Annotated in this window: 12 protein-coding genes; 6 read left to right on the top strand and 6 right to left on the bottom strand. The window is 56.6% G+C overall.

Annotated features, from left to right (window positions below; all coding sequences use genetic code 11):
• Positions 1 to 229: 229 nt before the first annotated feature.
• Positions 230 to 2,446: a DUF1311 domain-containing protein gene (locus tag K1Y02_18555; GenBank protein MBX7258372.1), complete on the top strand. Its 2,217-nt coding sequence runs from the start codon at positions 230 to 232 to the stop codon at positions 2,444 to 2,446.
• 254 nt (positions 2,447 to 2,700) lie between these two features.
• Here the strand turns inward: K1Y02_18555 and K1Y02_18550 are convergent, their stop codons facing one another.
• Positions 2,701 to 3,093, bottom strand: coding sequence for a hypothetical protein (locus K1Y02_18550; GenBank protein ID MBX7258371.1), 393 nt, complete (start codon positions 3,091 to 3,093; stop codon positions 2,701 to 2,703).
• Positions 3,094 to 3,478: 385 nt separating this feature from the next.
• On the opposite strand from K1Y02_18550, the gene K1Y02_18545 reads away from it, so the two are divergent.
• Entirely contained in the window at positions 3,479 to 4,441 is a 963-nt protein-coding gene (locus K1Y02_18545; GenBank protein MBX7258370.1) for a prepilin-type N-terminal cleavage/methylation domain-containing protein, read from the top strand.
• A 151-nt stretch (positions 4,442 to 4,592) separates the two neighbouring features.
• Here K1Y02_18545 and K1Y02_18540 read toward each other — a convergent pair whose 3' ends face one another.
• The 3 genes from K1Y02_18540 to K1Y02_18530 form a co-directional block, all read right to left on the bottom strand.
• Complete coding sequence (locus tag K1Y02_18540) at positions 4,593 to 5,834, bottom strand: right-handed parallel beta-helix repeat-containing protein (protein MBX7258369.1); 1,242 nt, start codon at positions 5,832 to 5,834, stop codon at positions 4,593 to 4,595.
• A gap of 92 nt (positions 5,835 to 5,926) precedes the next feature.
• Positions 5,927 to 6,703 carry a hypothetical protein gene (locus tag K1Y02_18535; protein MBX7258368.1) on the bottom strand — a complete coding sequence of 259 codons (777 nt, stop codon included), beginning with the start codon at positions 6,701 to 6,703 and terminating at the stop codon, positions 5,927 to 5,929.
• Between the two features lie 79 nt (positions 6,704 to 6,782).
• Positions 6,783 to 7,910: a hypothetical protein gene (locus K1Y02_18530; GenBank protein MBX7258367.1), complete on the bottom strand. Its 1,128-nt coding sequence runs from the start codon at positions 7,908 to 7,910 to the stop codon at positions 6,783 to 6,785.
• Between the two features lie 495 nt (positions 7,911 to 8,405).
• Here K1Y02_18530 and K1Y02_18525 point away from each other — a divergent pair, with 495 nt between their 5' ends.
• Genes K1Y02_18525 through K1Y02_18515 form a run of 3 tightly spaced genes read left to right on the top strand, consistent with a single transcriptional unit; the run spans position 8,406 to position 13,505 of the window.
• Positions 8,406 to 9,086 carry a TetR/AcrR family transcriptional regulator gene (locus K1Y02_18525; protein ID MBX7258366.1) on the top strand — a complete coding sequence of 227 codons (681 nt, stop codon included), beginning with the start codon at positions 8,406 to 8,408 and terminating at the stop codon, positions 9,084 to 9,086.
• Complete coding sequence (locus K1Y02_18520; GenBank protein MBX7258365.1) at positions 9,076 to 10,338, top strand: efflux RND transporter periplasmic adaptor subunit; 1,263 nt, start codon at positions 9,076 to 9,078, stop codon at positions 10,336 to 10,338. Before K1Y02_18525 ends, K1Y02_18520 begins: the two co-directional genes overlap by 11 nt.
• A complete protein-coding gene (locus tag K1Y02_18515; protein MBX7258364.1) occupies positions 10,338 to 13,505 on the top strand; it encodes an efflux RND transporter permease subunit in 3,168 nt (1,055 codons plus the stop codon). The genes K1Y02_18520 and K1Y02_18515 overlap by 1 nt, the downstream gene beginning before the upstream one ends.
• A 780-nt stretch (positions 13,506 to 14,285) precedes the next feature.
• Here K1Y02_18515 and K1Y02_18510 read toward each other — a convergent pair.
• Together K1Y02_18510 and K1Y02_18505 are read right to left on the bottom strand one after the other, a co-directional pair.
• Positions 14,286 to 15,731, bottom strand: coding sequence for an ABC-2 transporter permease (locus K1Y02_18510; GenBank protein MBX7258363.1), 1,446 nt, complete (start codon positions 15,729 to 15,731; stop codon positions 14,286 to 14,288).
• Positions 15,728 to 16,654 (bottom strand): ABC transporter ATP-binding protein, encoded by a 927-nt coding sequence (locus tag K1Y02_18505; protein ID MBX7258362.1) that lies wholly within the window; start codon positions 16,652 to 16,654, stop codon positions 15,728 to 15,730. Before K1Y02_18505 ends, K1Y02_18510 begins: the two co-directional genes overlap by 4 nt.
• A gap of 217 nt (positions 16,655 to 16,871) precedes the next feature.
• Here K1Y02_18505 and K1Y02_18500 point away from each other — a divergent pair.
• Positions 16,872 to 17,178, top strand: a 307-nt coding sequence (locus tag K1Y02_18500) for a nuclear transport factor 2 family protein (GenBank protein ID MBX7258361.1), incomplete at its 3' end; no start/stop codon positions are given.

The following is a 17,178-nucleotide window of genomic DNA, read 5'->3' as shown; positions in this document are numbered from 1 at the left end:
GATTGGTGAAATCGGTAGACTTGGAGTGGGCCGAAGGAAGAGCTCACCCTGTAGAGGCTAACGAACAACTCCCTGCACTCGAAGGATACACCAAGGTTGAGCTCAATGCCCATCCCATTGAGAAGGAGGTACTTCTTGGAAGGTCATGAGGAATTCTCGTAGAGCGAATCAACGGTCTCACTTTGTCGTGATGGCTATTGTGTTTTCCTAATGACGGAGTTGTACGGGCATGCCTAGGTTCTTCTGCCTCACGTTTCTGACGCTTATTCTCAGTTTCGTGAGCGCTTCAGCCGCTCCCGAGGAAGAATGGAAACAAAAACTCCAAAATGCCGAAGCGCAGCTCGCCGCCACCTACGCACAGGTGGAAGCACAGCTCGATCCCGCCCAGAAATTGAAGTTACAGGCGGCACAGAAAGCCTGGGAAGAGTATCGCAAACTAACGGTCGAATCGTTTACCTTGAGATCTATGCGTTATCCACTCGATGAGGGCACCAAAAGTCTCTTTTCCGCCACTTTGGTCTGGTTCCGTGTCAGCCACTTGAGCCGCATGCTGGAGCATCGCGACTTGAAGGGATCCGATTCGGACTTGCGCGACGCAGACGTCGGAATTGATGAGTACTACAAGTGGCTCCGAGACTGCAGTAAAAGTCGAGGGCAGCGTGATGCCTACAAGGAAGTCCAGCTCTCTTGGATCGCCTTCCGCGACGCTTCCGTTGATTCGGAATCCTTGGCCTGCCCGAATCCTGCCTCTGCATCCGTTCGTATCAAGACAGAACTGACGTATGAGCGCATCATCTTCATGGATGAGAAGGAACTTGAAATTAGCCAGCGACTTACCAATGGACCGCCGGATTTGGAAAAAGAGATGTACTTCATGACGCTGCTAAGCAGGAATCCCCAAACTCGGCAAAACGCAATCGATTACTTCTGTGCGCACACCGAAGAGTCTCTGCCCTTCCTGACAGAGCTGATTAAAGCAGGCATGCTACATGGTTCCGCCGCCCCGCTTTTCGAGAAGCTTGGCCCGGCCGCGATTCCCTCTTTACTTGAACTACTGGGCAAATCCGCGCCCGGAACCACCAGCCTGTCTGCCCTGCTTGCCGCCACGGGCCCGGCAGTAATCCCCGAACTTGTCGCACGGATTTCCAGTTCCGACATCCAAACGTCACTTGAATGTTTGAAGGCATTGGAGATTCTTGGGCCAAAAGCTCAAGATGCCCTTCCTTCCATTCTCGAAATCATACGGGAACCCAAGCGCGATACGTCCGAATGGAGGCGCAAGAGGTACGGCGCAATCCAGGCGGCCTTGAGCATAGCTCCGAAAGACCCGGAAGTCGCCAAAACAATTGTCGACTCATTTCTCGCAGCTCCAACGTTTGACAGCAGAGAATTGGACGCGCTGGGCAAGTTGGGTCATGCGGCCAGAGATACGTTGCCGCTCTTAATTCAGCAAGCTTCTTCCCAAGACTACATTCCTCTCAACAAGATCATATCCGCTGACGATATCGACTTGATGCCTTCTCTCATTCAAGGTCTAGCTGACCCTCAAAATGCCCATTGGGGAAATTTCGGACTTGCGCTTGCACAACTGGGCGATCCTGCAGCATCGCAACTTGCGGCATTGCTTCAAAGCTCAGACAAAGAGATCGTCCGGCGAGCTGTCGCGGCGCTGTCCTACCTGAGCCCCCCTTCCGACGAAGCGGTCTTGGCACTGGTTTCGATGACGACCAAGGAGGATGTGTTCGAGGCTATCTTCTATATCGACATGATTGCCGAATACAAAGAATCGGCAAAAGCCGCCGTCCCTGCTTTCTTAAGTCTATACAAGAGTAATCGCAAAGGAGTAAGTTCCGCCGCCCTTCACGCATTGCGTGCTATTGCCCCCGATTCGGAGGAGGTCAAGAGTCTAGGATTGCCTGAGCCATTCGTCTCCGACCCCTTCTACGATGCGGAATGTTACAGAGAACCTGGAGGAATAGAAAGAAGTCCGAACTACATGATCGAAGCGGATTTCAATAACGACGGAGCCATCGACACGGCTGTTTCTTGTCCCCTTGATGACGTTGGCATGGGAACCGGATTGTGGACTCTCTATCTGAGGGTTGCTGAGGACAAATTCAAGAGGGTAGGCCACTTCAGGGCTCTATATGATGTGAAGCTGTTCGCAAAGGAAGAAGAACATGGTATCGGTTACATGGGGGTCTACTGGGAAGACGAGTCCTATATGGGAATCGAGGATCTCTACAAGATCACCATGGAAGAGATCAAACAAGTAGACCAAGTCTCAGTCGAGTGGATCGGCGACGAGGAACGTACCGTCGACAGCGAGAAAGAACTACCTGTACCTAAAGGGTATACCGAAACAAAACTTCACGCGAAGCCGATTGAGAAGGAAGTCCTGCTTGGCAAGAAAAGCGAGACTCAAATCACGCCGTCCAATAACTAACCGTTATTCGTGCTACTATCCGAAGAAGTCTGTGTGAGCTTCTCGAATTTCCCCGAGTTCCCTGTGGTTCAAAGCTATACGCGCCTGATTTATCCTTCTTTCGGTGTTCATCGGAGTTCATCGGTGGTTAAGTCACTTTGGTTGCGGCTCCGCTGCGCTGTACCACTACCTGCATGAGTCTGTATAGACTTCACGAATTTTCACGCTGCAAGCGCTGTAAAACAAAGCAAGTCATCACGACCTCAGCCAAAGAATCAGCACGGCCACAGGCATCGCGCAGAGAATCGGACGATGACGGCTGCCGGATAGTGCCAGAGACAGGCGGCGGCCTTCTGCCCGCCGGGCACCGTATGCGCGGGGAGATACACCCTAAGCCCGTAGACCAGTTTGCAGAATCCAGCCGTGACTAAATTCTGCGGGCCAAACGACATCGACTCCGCCAGCACGCCTGAAAACCCGAAGAGCATCATCACCGCGAATGGAGAGAAGGAGCGCCACGACAGCAGGAGGCTCCAACCTACAAACATGGGAATGAACACCGCGACGCTGTGCCGCGTTACAACCTCGATGTAGTCGGTGGATGGGGGGGCGGCGAGACAGCGCCAATCTATGTGGTATTCCGTACGCTGACTAAGACCGTCTCTCAAAGAATATGCTCCCGATTAAACTATTGCCGAGCAATGGCTTAAGCTCCATCACAACTCCTTGACAGAGAATAAAGGGCTGGACGAAAAGGCCGAATCCGGAGTAATATGAAGTTAGCACGCAAGTGGTGTGCTTCGCGTGAGTTTGCCACGTTGTAGTGCCGTTCACCATCGGGGAGAAGGGGGTGTAGTACGGGGTAAATACCAGTTCGTGGTCAGACTTTTCCGGCTGTACTAATGACAGGTTGGGTAGCGTCGTTGTTTCCCGCTTCAGAGGAGCGGGTTTCGAGGGCGCCAGGAAGTGTTCTTGCCCTTACGAGTTCTAAGTTGATCAGGGGCCGATCTCGCCAGGGCAGGCATGCGACTCTAATTCCAGGGAGAAATAACCATGAGCAGAAGAAGAGGGTTTACGCTAATCGAATTGTTGGTTGTGATCGCGATCATTGGCATTCTCGCGGCAATCTTATTACCGGCGCTGGCTCGGGCGCGGGAAGCGGCGCGCAGGGCAAGCTGCCAAAATAATCTCAAGCAGTTCGGCCTCGTATTCAAGATGTACGGCAACGAAAGCAAAGGCGGGAAGTGGCCGACGGTAATGTATCAGGGCCAGACAACGTGTGCGCCGACGGGTGTCCTCATCAGCCCGTTGACCACCCAAATCTATCCTGAATACCTTACCGATCCCAATGTGTTCGTCTGCCCGTCGGGCACGCGGCTTAAACCGGAACAGATGTATGACGAAGCCACCGGGCAGTGCATTCTGGATCCGGACTTTAATGACGATGGAATGCCGGATGAGTGCGCGCACTGGTGGCCGGCGTCGTTTGCTTACAACTACTATGGTTGGGCATTTGACGACAGCGGCAACGATTCCGCGTACAAGGTTAGTATTGGGCTCGCCGCAGGGGCTATTGGAATTCCAGTACCTGATGGCATCGATCCATCTACTCTGATTCCAGTTCAGCCGCTGCTGTGGTATCAAGAGACTACGGGCGCACCGAATCCCGACGACGCAGCGGCTTTGAACGACTTCATGGATCTCGCCGACAACGACTTGGACCTGGATTACAGTGTGGTTGGCGGCCCGACTTCGAAACCTCTCTATCGTCTCCGGGAAGGCATCGAGCGGTTCTTTATCTCTGACATCAACAACGCTGCGGCCAGCGCCACGGCTCAGAGCGAGCTTGCCGTAATGTGGGACACGATTGCGATCGTGGCCTTCAACTTCAACCACATTCCCGGCGGCAGCAATGTGCTCTACATGGATGGTCACGTGAACTTCATCAAGTACCCAAGCGATCAGATGCCGGTAAATGTGGCCTTCGCGGCAATAGGCTTGATCACCTCCCGTTAACTGCTTCACGCAAGTCCAAATTTGCGGATTGTGAAAACGGCGCGCGTTCTTCGGAGCGCGCGCCGTCTATTCAATGCCTATCTCGCGGTCGATCAATCGAAACCACAAACCTTGCCCTGACATGCCGCGACGCGCCGATGCAAATTGCAGGCTATTCGTTCGGTTCGCTCTCGTCCTTTATGTTTCCTGCTGCATTTCGAGTCGCTCGATTCGACTCAAGATAGCTGGAGACGGCGCCCGCCGAGACATAGAGCCCGTAGCGCTTGTTCCATTTGCACAGATTCTCGATGAGGGCGTTGGATTGAGCCGGCCCGTTGGTGCTGTCCACGGCAATCCCGTCCTTGCCGTTTCCAACAGCCTTATTGCCTTGAACGACGCAGTTCTCAGTCGCCTCTAGAATGATCCCGTAGTCGCCGTTGCCTCGCGCGACATTACGCGCAACGATATGGTCGATGCATTGCCCGTCCGCACCAAGCTTCTCAAGAAAGATCCCATACGCCGCGTTTTCATAACACGTGTTCTCGGTGACCACGTGCGACTTCGACACCGCCCAGAGAATGATGCCGTGTGTGGCGCAACGGTAGACCGTGTTTCCGTGAATGAGATTGTTCGTCGCCGCATTCGGCGCAGGATTGCCCGCCATGATGCCGACGGTATCCACCGAGTCGCCCGGCTTGCCGATATCGTGCACGACATTGTAGAGAATGCGGTTGTGACTGCCGTTTACATCGATACCATTCTTCGCGCAATTGTAGATATGGTTCCTGAGTATCGTGTTCCCATCGCTGTTCGTGCCAAAGTAGACCCCCTCGTGCGCGTTGTTTCGAATGATGTTGTTGCGGACAACATTTCCACACGAATGGTCCGCCCCCAGAATCGCCACGGCGCCCCAGTTCTCGATAAGGCAATCTTCAATAACAGCCCCAACGGTGTTGCCTCCATTGAACGCGTGAGCTCGGGGCGAAGGCGTGTTGTTACCGCGCAACGTCAACCCGCGCACATGCAATCCCGAGGCAAGGTTAATGCCGTATGCGTCGTCGTTTGTTATACGCAGTACCGTGACTTCGCGTCCCGCGCCGAGTAACGTAACGTTCTCGGTGTTTACCAGAGACTGCGAGAATCGGTACTCGCCGGGCGGCAAGAACACGGTCTTTCCCGGTGATGCCGCCTGAATGGCGCGCTGAAGCGCCTCGGTGTTGTCGGTGATACCGTCTCCCTTGGCATCATACGGTGGCTTCGTGACGTCGATACGCGCTGCGCGGGCGCTCGTTTCAGCCGGCTTGCATACATGCGCACAGCCCGACACGGCAAAGGTCCCGGCAAGCATTACCAACGCCCATTGCGTGAGCGCAAAACGATGACACCGAGACTGCACGATCGATTCCATGGACATTACAGCGCGTCTCCCCGTTTGGATTTCAGCGTCAGATGATGGGAAGTTCAAAGACGTTGACTACACTATGCCGCAGGAATGAGTCTATCCGTCTATTTGGCAGGCGTCTCCGTGCGCACGATTTCGTTCAATCCGGCGATGAACTCCGGCGTCATTGGAAAGGGACCCGGATACGGCACAAACCGATAGCTTCCGTCCAGGTAACACACCCAACCGCCCGGCTGCGGATACAGACCGGGACGGTCGAAGAAGATGGGGATAGAACTCTCCGTTTGCCCTGGTTGCAGGTGGACACCCTGGGCGAGCAGGTTCTGGCATAAGCGCATGTTCAAACGGTACAGCGTGTCGGTACCGAATGTCCCTTGCCCCTTTTCCACCGGAAGATCCTTGTCGAAGCCGGCGCCAGAAGCCATTTGTGCGGCATATGCCCTGAGAAACGCACGCCCTTCCGTGTCGTTGCTCACCGCATATCCCAAATAGAAGTACCGGTCAGACTCGAAGAAGTCTTTCAGCAAGTAGACGGGTTGCGCGTTGCGATCATCCAGCATGACCGGTGTCACGCCCGCAACGTGCCATGGCCAGGCGCCCCACGGGGCAAGGCGGTACGCGGGCCGCACGCCCGTGCGGTCGAACATCAGCGATTTCGGCTTAGCATCCAGTGGCGGCAGGTTCCCGGCATGGTTATGGGCGTATTCTCCCAATTGTCCGGCCCAGATGAGATGCATGTCCCGTCCGCCGCGCAGTTGTTTCTCCACATCATGGCCACGCGTCAGCGGCCTTTCGAACAAGACAAGGCCAATCACAATCGCGCACGCAATCCAAAACCGTCGTGTAAACCGCGAAGGCGGCGTAGTCGCATTACCCGTCATGGTTACCCTTCGATTTCTGTAGTGTCATCGGTTTTCCACGCGCCCTTGCTGGTAGAGTTCGTGCCCTTCAATGTGGAGGCTACACGCGGATTACGATGTTCTTCTTGTCCAGCAGTGTCGCGATCCACATGATCGCTGCTATCGGCAGCACTCCCACAAGCGCAAGCGCCACATAGGGGTGCATCGGACTCAACGTCGAGACCACAAACCGCACATACATATCCACGCCGATTGCCGTGATCACGAATAGAAGCAGCAAATTGCGTCCCATCATCCGCAAAATTCTGCTACCCCAACCGAATGTCTGGAATGCGTACGCCGTAGCGACCATGTGCGCCGACAAACCAATCGCGAGCAGCGCCAGCCCTGCCGTCACGTCCTGATGTTCCGCCGGTTGCAGCCACTCCATGCAATACGCCGCAACGAACGACATCGTACCCGCGGGCACGACACGATCGCGAAATGCCTCTTGAATCGCCGACGGATCGCGCAATAACCACTCACTGAAGGCCGTGCCCGCCACCGCGCACGCGGCCATGCTCCAGACGCCAAACGGGAAGGGTGGCAACTGGAGGATATCGTCAAACCATGGATTACGGTCGAACGCGTACGATGCGAAGAGAAACGCATGGACAATCAGCATCGCCACTGACACCGCCATCCGCCGGTTCGCGTTGCGGATGAAGTAGACCGCCAGATAGGCCACCAGTGCGCCAATCGCAATCCGCGAGAGTACGCCGTTGTACAACGCAAGATTCCAGTGCCGTTCATCCCCCGTCAAGGGCAGGATGACCGTCTCCCCCAGAATGGACAGCGCATACAGACCCGCTACGCGCCTCCCCGCATAACGCCACGCCGCAACCGCGCCCCGCTTCTCAAGGCGGCTCTGAAACGCGATGTAACCGGCGAAGCCTACGATAAAAATGAACATCATCTGTCCGGCATCAATCAGTGTGATGATCGCCGGATAGCCATTGAAATAGGCATAACCATGATTCAGGTACGTGGGGCCCAGGGGTGGTTCCCCCAGAAGAACATTGCCTTTCACCGCGGCCAGAATAATTGAAATGACGTACATCAACACGACCACGCCGCGCGCGCGGTCCAGCCATTCGTAGCGTTCATGCGGCGTTCCCCGCCACTCGGTCAATGGTTCGCTTTGCGTCGCGTCTTGCATGGTATCGCCCCAGCCGATTGCGCGGGCCATGTGCCGCCTTGCCTTAAAGGAGAACGCATTCGCATTTCCCTCCGCGCCGGAGAATAGCGACAGCCACCGATTCAATCAAGCGCCGCTCGCCCTCACTGTTATCCTGGGCCCGCCGTCGACGGACGAAGGCTCTCGCTCAAAACCGCATTTCCAGCAATGCCGCGATCACCAAACAAAGACTCTGGAGCAAAACGGATTCTCAGCGCCGTGATCGCTGAGCGCGGCGTCGTGTAACCTTGTTCCGGCAGATTTCGCCGCCATTCAGACTGGTTCGGGTTCGCATTCCACACCGTTTCAACTAAGCTAGCCTCTACTATATCGCCGCGCCAGCTTGCGACATTATTACAAGACGTAAACAGCCATTTTGCGAAATAGACTAATTCTGCTTCGCATGGTATGCGTGCGGCACATGCGTCACTCCTTGCTCTTGACGCATATACCGTCCGGACGGTATACTCATCTGTGGCTTGTCACCACAGACTTGGAGTGTCTCGCATGAACCGACCCGCCAACTCCCGCGATGCGCTGCTCGATGCCGCGGAAGAAATCGTCTGCGAGCGCGGCGCGGCGCAGTTGTCTTTCAATACGGTTTGTGCGCGCGCTGGCGTGAGCAAGGGCGGCCTCCTCTATCACTTTCCCAACAAGGAGGCCCTGCTTGCAGCGTTGTTGGAACGGGTCGCTTCCGTGCTTGCGGAGGCTCGCCAGGCAGAATTCGACAAGCTGCCCGAGAGTCCGACCCGCGAACTCCGGGCGCATATTCTGTCGGCGGGGTACTTCGAGTCGAGCAGGTTGCAGGGCGTTGGCTTGGCGTTGCTCGCCGCGGGGGCACACGACACCAAGTTGCTTGAACGAGCACGTCAGGGTCGGGCCGAATTGCTTGAGCAGATTCAGAGTCCGGCGTTGCCACCGGCGCTGACAGCCGTTGTGAATTTGGCACTTGAGGGTTTATGGGCCGTAGAGATTTCAGGGGCCTACAAACCAAGTGCCGAGGAACGCAAAGCGATTATCAACGAGTTGCTGAAGATGGTGGACCTCGTCGAGAGGCAGCAGGCAACGCTTGAAGGACATATGAACGCACCGCTCTCGGACTTGGACAGTACTCTGCCCGCAGCCGAAGCGGCCGGCATTGTGGATGGACGCGGCTTAAGCGCCGGAAGGGATGGCAATGAGCGGTAAGAAGTACGTTGTGGCAATCCTAATCCTGTCGGCCTGCGCCGCAGGATATGCCGCTTTCAGGCCGATGCTCCAAGCCCAGGCAAAAGCGAAGACCGTTGTGCCATTGGGCTACGCGGACGAGAATGATTCCACTTCGGCGCAAGCGGACACCAAGCTGGAAAATATTGCCACGGTACAGCCTGAAGTCGTGCTTGAAGACAACTTCCTGCGGCTTACCGGAAGCCTTGTCGCCGATCAGAAATCGGAAGTCGCAAGCACAGCCAACGGCATTGTGCAAGAGGTGAAGGTAGAGCGGGGGAGTCTCGTCCGAAAGGGTGACGTACTCGTGGTGGTAGACCCCACGGACGCACAGAATGCCTTGAACGAAGCGCACGCGGCCGCAGCGGAATTGCGAGCGGCGCTGGGATGGGATGATACGACGAAACCCTTCGACCCCGAGCAGCACCCCAATGTGCGCGCCGCGAGGGCCGCCATGGATCTGGCCAAGACGACGCTTGATCGCTACACAGCCCTATTGGCAAAAGGTGCCATCGCGCAGAACGTCTTAGACCAGGCGAAGACCCAATTCGACACGGCTGAGCAGCAATACCAGCAGGCCCTCCAGGGTACGCGGCAGATGTACCAAAGCCTGCAGACCGTGCTCGCGAAAACGAAAACCGTCGAGAAGATTGTGGCAGATACAGTCATCACCGCCCCGTTCGACGGATGGGTTGCGGAGAAATACGTGTCGAACGGAGAGCGGGTGTCGACGAACCCCATGGGCGCCGGGGCCAAGGTCGTTTCGCTGGTTGCGCTGGATCCTCTCCGACTGGTGCTTACGGTTCCCCAGCAATATGCGGCCGAGGTATCGCAAGGGCAGAAGGTCACGTTCACCGTAGAGACCTTCCCCGACAAGACTTTCAGCGCGGAGGTTCGATACGTCGGGCCGTCGCTCGAAAGTCACACGCGTTCACTCACGGTCGAGGCCATTGTCGCGAACACCGATGGAGCGCTGCGGCCGGGATTCTTCGCTAACGCCGATCTTATCCTGCCGGGCCAAACCGAACGACTAACGATTCCGGCCAGCGCGGTTGTTCGGAGCGGAGACGTCTCGCGTGTGTATGTCGTGGACAAAGGCACGGCGGTCGAACGTGTTATAGACGTGGAAAGCACCCAAGGCGATCGTGTGGTTGTGAAGTCGGGCATCTCGGCGAATGACGCAGTGGTAATCACGCCGGAAGAGAAAACCAATGCCGACGAGGCGCAGTCCTAATGCATAAACTCGCCGAACTGTGCGCGCGGCGCCCTGTCTTCGCGTCCGTGCTGATACTCATTATGCTGCTGCTCGGAGTCATGGGCTACCTGCAATTGGGCGTCGACCGCTTTCCCAAAGTGGACCTGCCCATTATCACTGTCGTCACCGCATTGCCCGGCTCCGCGCCTGAAGAAGTCGAGACGGAGATCACCGACACCATCGAAGAAGCCGTCAACACGATCAGCGGCATTGACGAGCTTCATTCCGTATCGTCGGAAGGCATTTCGCAAATCATCATCATCTTCAAACTCGAAAAGGACATCGACGTAGCGTCCCAGGAAGTCCGGGACCGCATCAACGGCGTCTTGTCGGAATTGCCGCAGGATATTCGCCAGCCACTCATCATGAAGCTGGACCCGGACGCCGTGCCCGTGCTGACGCTGGCGCTATCGGGATCATTCCCAATAAAAGAACTGACCGAATATGCCGATAAGAAACTGCGCCGCAACCTGGAGACCATTGACGGCGTCGGACAAGTCGCGGTAATCGGCGGTCAGAAGCGGCAAGTCAACGTACACGTAGACCCCGAGAAACTGCGCGCGTACGGACTCACACCGACCCAGGTCGCCTACGCACTGCAAACCAAGAATGCGCAGATTCCCGGCGGTGTGGTTAAAGAAGGCGCGAAAGAACTTACCGTACGCACACTGGGCCGCGTGGAATCCGTCGGAGAGCTGGAACGGATCTCAATTGCCAACGTAGGCGGCCACGTAATTCGCGTGGGCGACGTGGCGACGGTTGAGGACGGCGCTGAAGAGGCGCGCAGTCTCGCGCAACTAGACGAAACGCCCGCGATACTCCTCGATATCCGCAAGCAATCGGGTACTAACACCATCGAAGTCGTCCGGAATCTGCGCGAGCGGCTTGACGACTTGCTCAAGAGTCTGCCAGCGGGGTATCACGTCGAGGTTGTGCGTGACCAGTCGGTGTACATTCAGAATTCCGTGGACACAATGAATGAGCACTTGATCCTGGGCAGTATCCTGGCCGCCGTGGTCGTGTTGATATTCCTGGCGAACCTTCGCACGACAATTATCTCAGCGCTGGCGATTCCCACCTCGGTCATTAGCACATTCTTCGTCATCTTCTTCATGGGTTACACCCTCAATATGCTCACGCTGCTGGCGTTGGCCCTCTGCGTAGGCATTGTGATCGACGACGCCATCGTGGTTCTCGAAAACATATTCCGCTACATCGAAGAGAAGGGGTACGAGCCATTCGAGGCCGTCATTGCGGCGACCCGCGAAATTGGCCTGGCTGTCATGGCGATCACGTTGTCCCTCGTAGCCGTGTTCTTCCCCATTGCTTTCATGGAAGGCATTGTCGGCCGGTTCATGAAAGGATTCGGGGTCACCATGGCCGCGGCCATTGTGGTAAGTCTTATCGTGAGTTTCACGCTGACTCCCATGCTTGCGGCGCGCTGGTTGAGACGGCCTTCACGCAAGAACGGCGGCAACGGCCGTACGGTGGAATCGTCCGCGGAAGACGAATTCAAGGCAGAGCACGCGAGGGCGGTATCGAAGCAGCAAGGGTTTTACCGCATCGTAGAGAAGACCTATCTTGTCATGCTCAAGTTCGCATTACGCCACCGATGGGTCGTGGTTGTTAGTTCGGTGCTCCTGCTTGCGACCGTGCCGTTTCAGTTGAAGCTTCTTCCCGCGAATTTCATCCCCGACGAAGACGAATCGGAGTTCCTCATTCAAGTTCGCGCGCCTGAAGGCACGTCCCTTGAAGCCACTCAACTTCTCGTCGCGCAAGTTGCGCGCGACGTGCGCCGCCTCAACGGCATTTCATACACCGTCGCGAGTACCGCCGATACCGAACAGCGCATCGCCAACCTGGGCAACGTCCTGGTCCATCTCGTGGAGCCGCACGAGCGTGCCTTTTCGCAGGCGGAAGTCATGGACTTCATCCGCAACGAACTTGTACCGAAATACCGTGAACAGGATCTTCGTGTCAGCGTGATGATACGAGACGTATTCAGTTCGGGTATCTCGAACTCAGGGTTGTTCGTAGTCGCGGGTCCCGATGCGAAGAAGTTGGAGGAGTATGCGCGCCGCTTCATGGAACGCCTGAAGAGCGTACCGGGTGCGGTGGACGTTGACTCCAGTCTCATCGTCGGCAAGCCGCAGTATGGCGTCGTGATTGACCGCGAAAAGGCCGACGACCTGGGCGTGGCGGTCAGCGACATCGCCATGACGATCCGGTTGCTGCTTGCAGGTGATAAGGTGTCGGACTACGCCGAGAAGGGCGAGATGTACGATGTGAACCTGCGCGCCGATGCTCAGAGTCGCAACAACATCGAACTGCTGCAGATGGTGAATGTTCCATCACTGTCGCTCGGCTCGGTTCCGCTGAGCGATGTTGTCCGCTTCGAGGAAAGCACAGGCCCCGCGCAGATTGACCGCCTCAACCGTGCGCGGCAGGTGACGATCTTTGCGAATACGGAGAAGGGCGCATCGCTTCAGGCGATGATCGACGCGCTGCACAGCGAAGAGAAGGCCCTGAACATGGGACCCGAGTACCGCACGACGCTCATCGGACGCAGCAAAGAAATGTCGCGCGCATTCTCGGCGCTGTTGACCGTGTTCATTCTGGCGTTTGCCTTCGCGTATCTGGTCATGGCCGCGCAGTTCGAATCGTGGCTGCATCCCATCACGGTGCTCCTGGCGCTTCCGCTGACGCTGCCGTTTGCTCTGGTGTCGCTGTTTCTGTTCGGCCAATCGCTCAACATCTTCTCGATTCTCGGCATCTTTGTGCTGTTTGCCGTGGTGAAGAAGAATGCGATTCTGCAGATCGATCACACCAACAACCTGCGCGCGGCGGGTATCCCTCGCCACGAGGCCATTATCGATGCGAACCTGGATCGGTTGCGGCCCATTCTGATGACCACCGTCGCGTTTGTCGCGGGTATGCTGCCGTTGATGATCTCCGAAGGCGCGGGAGCCGCGACGAACAAGACCATTAGCAGCGTCGTCATCGGGGGGCAGACCTTATCGCTTCTGTTCACCCTGCTCGCCACACCGGTTGCGTACAGTCTGTTCGACGATATCTCGGAACTGTTCCGGCGCTACTTTGGCAAGGCCAGATCTGCTGCCGGCGAAGCAGTCGGCGAGAACGCGTAACGTCAAGTGCTCGTTTCGCGCAAATCCTGAGCACTGCTACAGAATCTAGGGCGTAGCGGGCGGCGTCACCAGACAGTCGATCTGACGGCGGATTCCTTCCTCGGGGATCAGTCCGGGTTAAACGGCATACAGCATGCCTCTCGGATCGATAAGCACGGCGCAAGGTAAACCGCTGACCCCGAGACGAGTTGCCCCCACACCCCATCTCAACTCGGCTTCCCTGCAAACTCTTTCAGCGTAGCTCCTGGCTTCAAATGTGTCGCACGCATCTTGCCTGCGCTCTACATACCCTTTTCCGTAACGCTCATTCTCCGCCAACACACCTGCCCTAAACCGCTCGCCCTTGCTGACGTCCTGCGTCCCCCTTCAACGAACTCCTATGGAATGAACCGTGTACGTTGCTTTTGCCCTTACAGGGCTCCCGTTGGGTGTGGGCTGGTACCTGGGGTTTCGATTCGCGCCGTAGACGCGAATCTCACCCCAGGCTGGAGTATTTCGCGCTTGCAGCGCTCCGGAGTATCGAGTCAAATCATCGGTGTTCATCCGTGGTTGAGTCTCTTTTGGTTGCGGCTATGCCGCGCCAGGTTAGAGTCTGCCGTGCCTATGGGGCTCAAGAGAAGAAGCTATCCGCTTGGCTCTAGTTTCTACCACTTAAACCTGCGCTCGCGCGGCGCCCCCGATGAGCGACAACCCTACCGTATCCTTGCTGTCATCCCGAGTCCGCATCCAGCGGGCAAGGGATCTGGCTTTAATCGATGCGCGCCGTCGCGCACCGCCAACTCAGTTCGGCTTATCGCCCTGTACGCTGCCCAGGCCAAACAACAGACTCGAAATGCCCAGACTCCCCGCCGTGTAACAAGCGACGAATCCAGTGGGTGTAAGGATGTCGGGCGATGCCACGCACAATGACGAAAGTGCCCCAAACACTGCCATTCCCGAAAACGCAGTCATGACTCCAACGACAATTGCCATGGCTGGCCGCCGATACTTTGCTGAAACGAGCCATGACAACGAACATCCAACCAATCCGGCGTTGGCGAGGCACATCCCTATGATGAGATAGGGCGCGTTCTGCCAATTGGTCCACGTGAAGTTCGCTCCGAGCCGAATGGAACCCGGAATGGCGCTGTTTGCCGTCAGAAGAATCCCCAGGTTCAGAAGACTCATCGTGCTAACCGGTGTGAGTAGCACGGAAAGCCTCGCGAAGATTCGGGTCGAGCGTCGCGCCGGCAAATACGCAAGAGACTCTCCCGTTCGAGATGTCGATTCCGCGGACATGAGGTGTCCGCTCCAGAAACTGGCGACAAGTGCGAGTAGCGCTGCTGCCACAAGGCTCGCGCCACGAAAGACTGTTGCTTTGTCAGGGCTCGTGAGAACGACAAGATACGGCGCCGCGACGACCGCGACGCCCACGCGAAAGGAAGTGCTGAGAAGGGCGGCATCTTTCCAGAGTAACGCGTGAAAAGAGGCCGCCTTGGGTGTCTGCAATTCCCCGAGTTCCCAGGCAACAGTGCGCGCGCGTTGCCATCTTCGGCGAGTCTCTGTCTGAGGGACTCCGCCGGTGCGAATGTATGCGATGCCGCCAGAACCCACTCCGGCAAAGCAAGCGCACGTCATGAGAACCAGTGCTATCGGGTGGAAGAACATCGGGTTCTCTATACCGAAGTGTTCGTTGGCTGCGATTTGCAGCAGATATACGGGCATAAGTGACACCAAGCCCGCGAGTGCTGCGCCGACCGGGCTGGCCATCTTCAGCGAAAGGGCCCATGAAACGCCAAAGGCCATGGCGCCGGAAGCCGCGTATCCCACCATGCCTTCGAGCACGAGCTTCAACGTGCTCCACTCGACTCCCATCGCTCGCATTCCAGTAAGCAGGACAGTGAGACTTGTTAGCCATATCATTGCGAATGCCGACACTGCGATGAGGGCTTTGCTGAACACGATCGTGCGCCGGTCCGCGGGCAGAGAGGCAAGGAAGAGACTTGAACGGTCTTCGTTCTCATACGCGAATGCGTATGCGCCCAGGAGCGCGCTGATGAGAATCGACGTGAAGCGCGCCAGGGATGCGCCGCCAGCGAAGACGCTACTCCACGAAAACTCCTTTGCGCCTCCCGAATAGACCAGCAAGAAAGCCAAGAAGTACGACCCCAGAAGCAGCGCAATTCCGGCTGCAAATACGTCTGTGAAAATGCGCAGATCTTTCCAGAGCAACGCTCGCACGGTCATGAACGCGCGCCTTTTATAACCGACTTGAAGATGTCTTCGAGACTCATGTCGTGCGCGGCGCACCGCGCGACCGAGTCTTGTGACTCCATGAAGGCAATTGTCTCATCCGTGAACCCGTAGACGGTGTATTGCCACCGGCCAGCGGTGCTTTCCTGCAGCACGGTACCCGGCGGCGGCGTCGCTGCCACACCTCCCGGTTTCAATTCGATTTCGACACGCTTGGTTTTGCGAATGAGTTCTTCACGTGTTGCGGACAGCAGCAACTTTCCTTCGTTGACGATCCCAATCCTGTCCGCGACCTTCTCGATGTCGGAGAGGATGTGGCTTGAAAACAGGACCGTCCTCGGGCGCTTGTCGATAAGGCTCTTGATGCCGTCGAGAAACTCCTCGCGTATTAACGGGTCCAAGCCCGTTGTGGGTTCGTCTAGGAGCAGGATGTCTGGGTCGTGCGACAAGGCGAGTACAAGGGCCAGTTTCGTCGTCATTCCGTGGGAAAGTTCCCGGACCTTCTTCGCGGGGTGCAACTCGTATTGTTTCAGCAGGTCTTCGCAGAGCGTATGGTCCCAGGTCTCGTAGAAGGCGCGTGTAAACCAGATGACCTCGCCGACGGTCATCCACGGATAGATGTGATGCCGCTCCGGAACGTATCCCACGCACGCGCGAATCTGCAGCGATTCGCTTTGAATACTGAAGCCATTAACGAACGCTTCCCCCGAAGTCGGCTTCAGCAGTCCCATCAACAACTTGATCGTGGTGCTCTTGCCTGCCCCGTTTGGCCCCAACAGCCCGAAAGTACACCCGCGCGGAATCGACAGGTCGAGTCCGTGTACACCCTCCCCGTGCGCGTACTCCTTTGTAAGGCCCCGGATTCGGATGGCATCGAGGTCACCGGTAGTCGAAACAGGGTCAGCATGGTGCTGCACGGCATTCTCCCCCCCCTTTTAAGTGGCGCGCACGGACCACAAAATAAAGTACTAAGACTTTAATACAATTTTACCCCGTTGTCAATACCGCCCTGTTCTTTGGCAAGTTTGAGGTCATATAAAATCTAAATATCGGTGATTAAAGGCAGTTAAACTTGTAAATAAGACATAAGTCTTGTTACAATACGTTAGTCTTGACTGACAAGGAGGATTGAATATGGGTCTCTCACACTTTGAAATGGACCGGAAGATGGATGAGCATTTTGGATTTGAAGCCCGCGACGATATCGACGGAGTCGTCTCGACGCTTGCTCCCGACGCGGTACACGACATTGTAGGGTGGCCGAGCGGGCCGACCTTGGGCAGGGAAAATGCCCGTCCGTTTTACGAGACCCTTTTTCGAGACCTGGCCGAAGGCAAGGTCACGTGCACGCGCAGACTCTACGGCGAGAATTTCCTGGTCGACGATTCCGTTTGGCACGGCACCGCTCCGGGAAGACCCTTTGGACTTGAAGGGAAGGGGC

The sequence above is a fragment of the Candidatus Hydrogenedentota bacterium genome, from assembly GCA_019695095.1.
Lineage (GTDB): Bacteria > Hydrogenedentota > Hydrogenedentia > Hydrogenedentales > SLHB01 > JAIBAQ01.
Note: the sequence above shows the minus strand (reverse complement) of the source record. Positions and strands in the feature narration are given on the sequence as shown.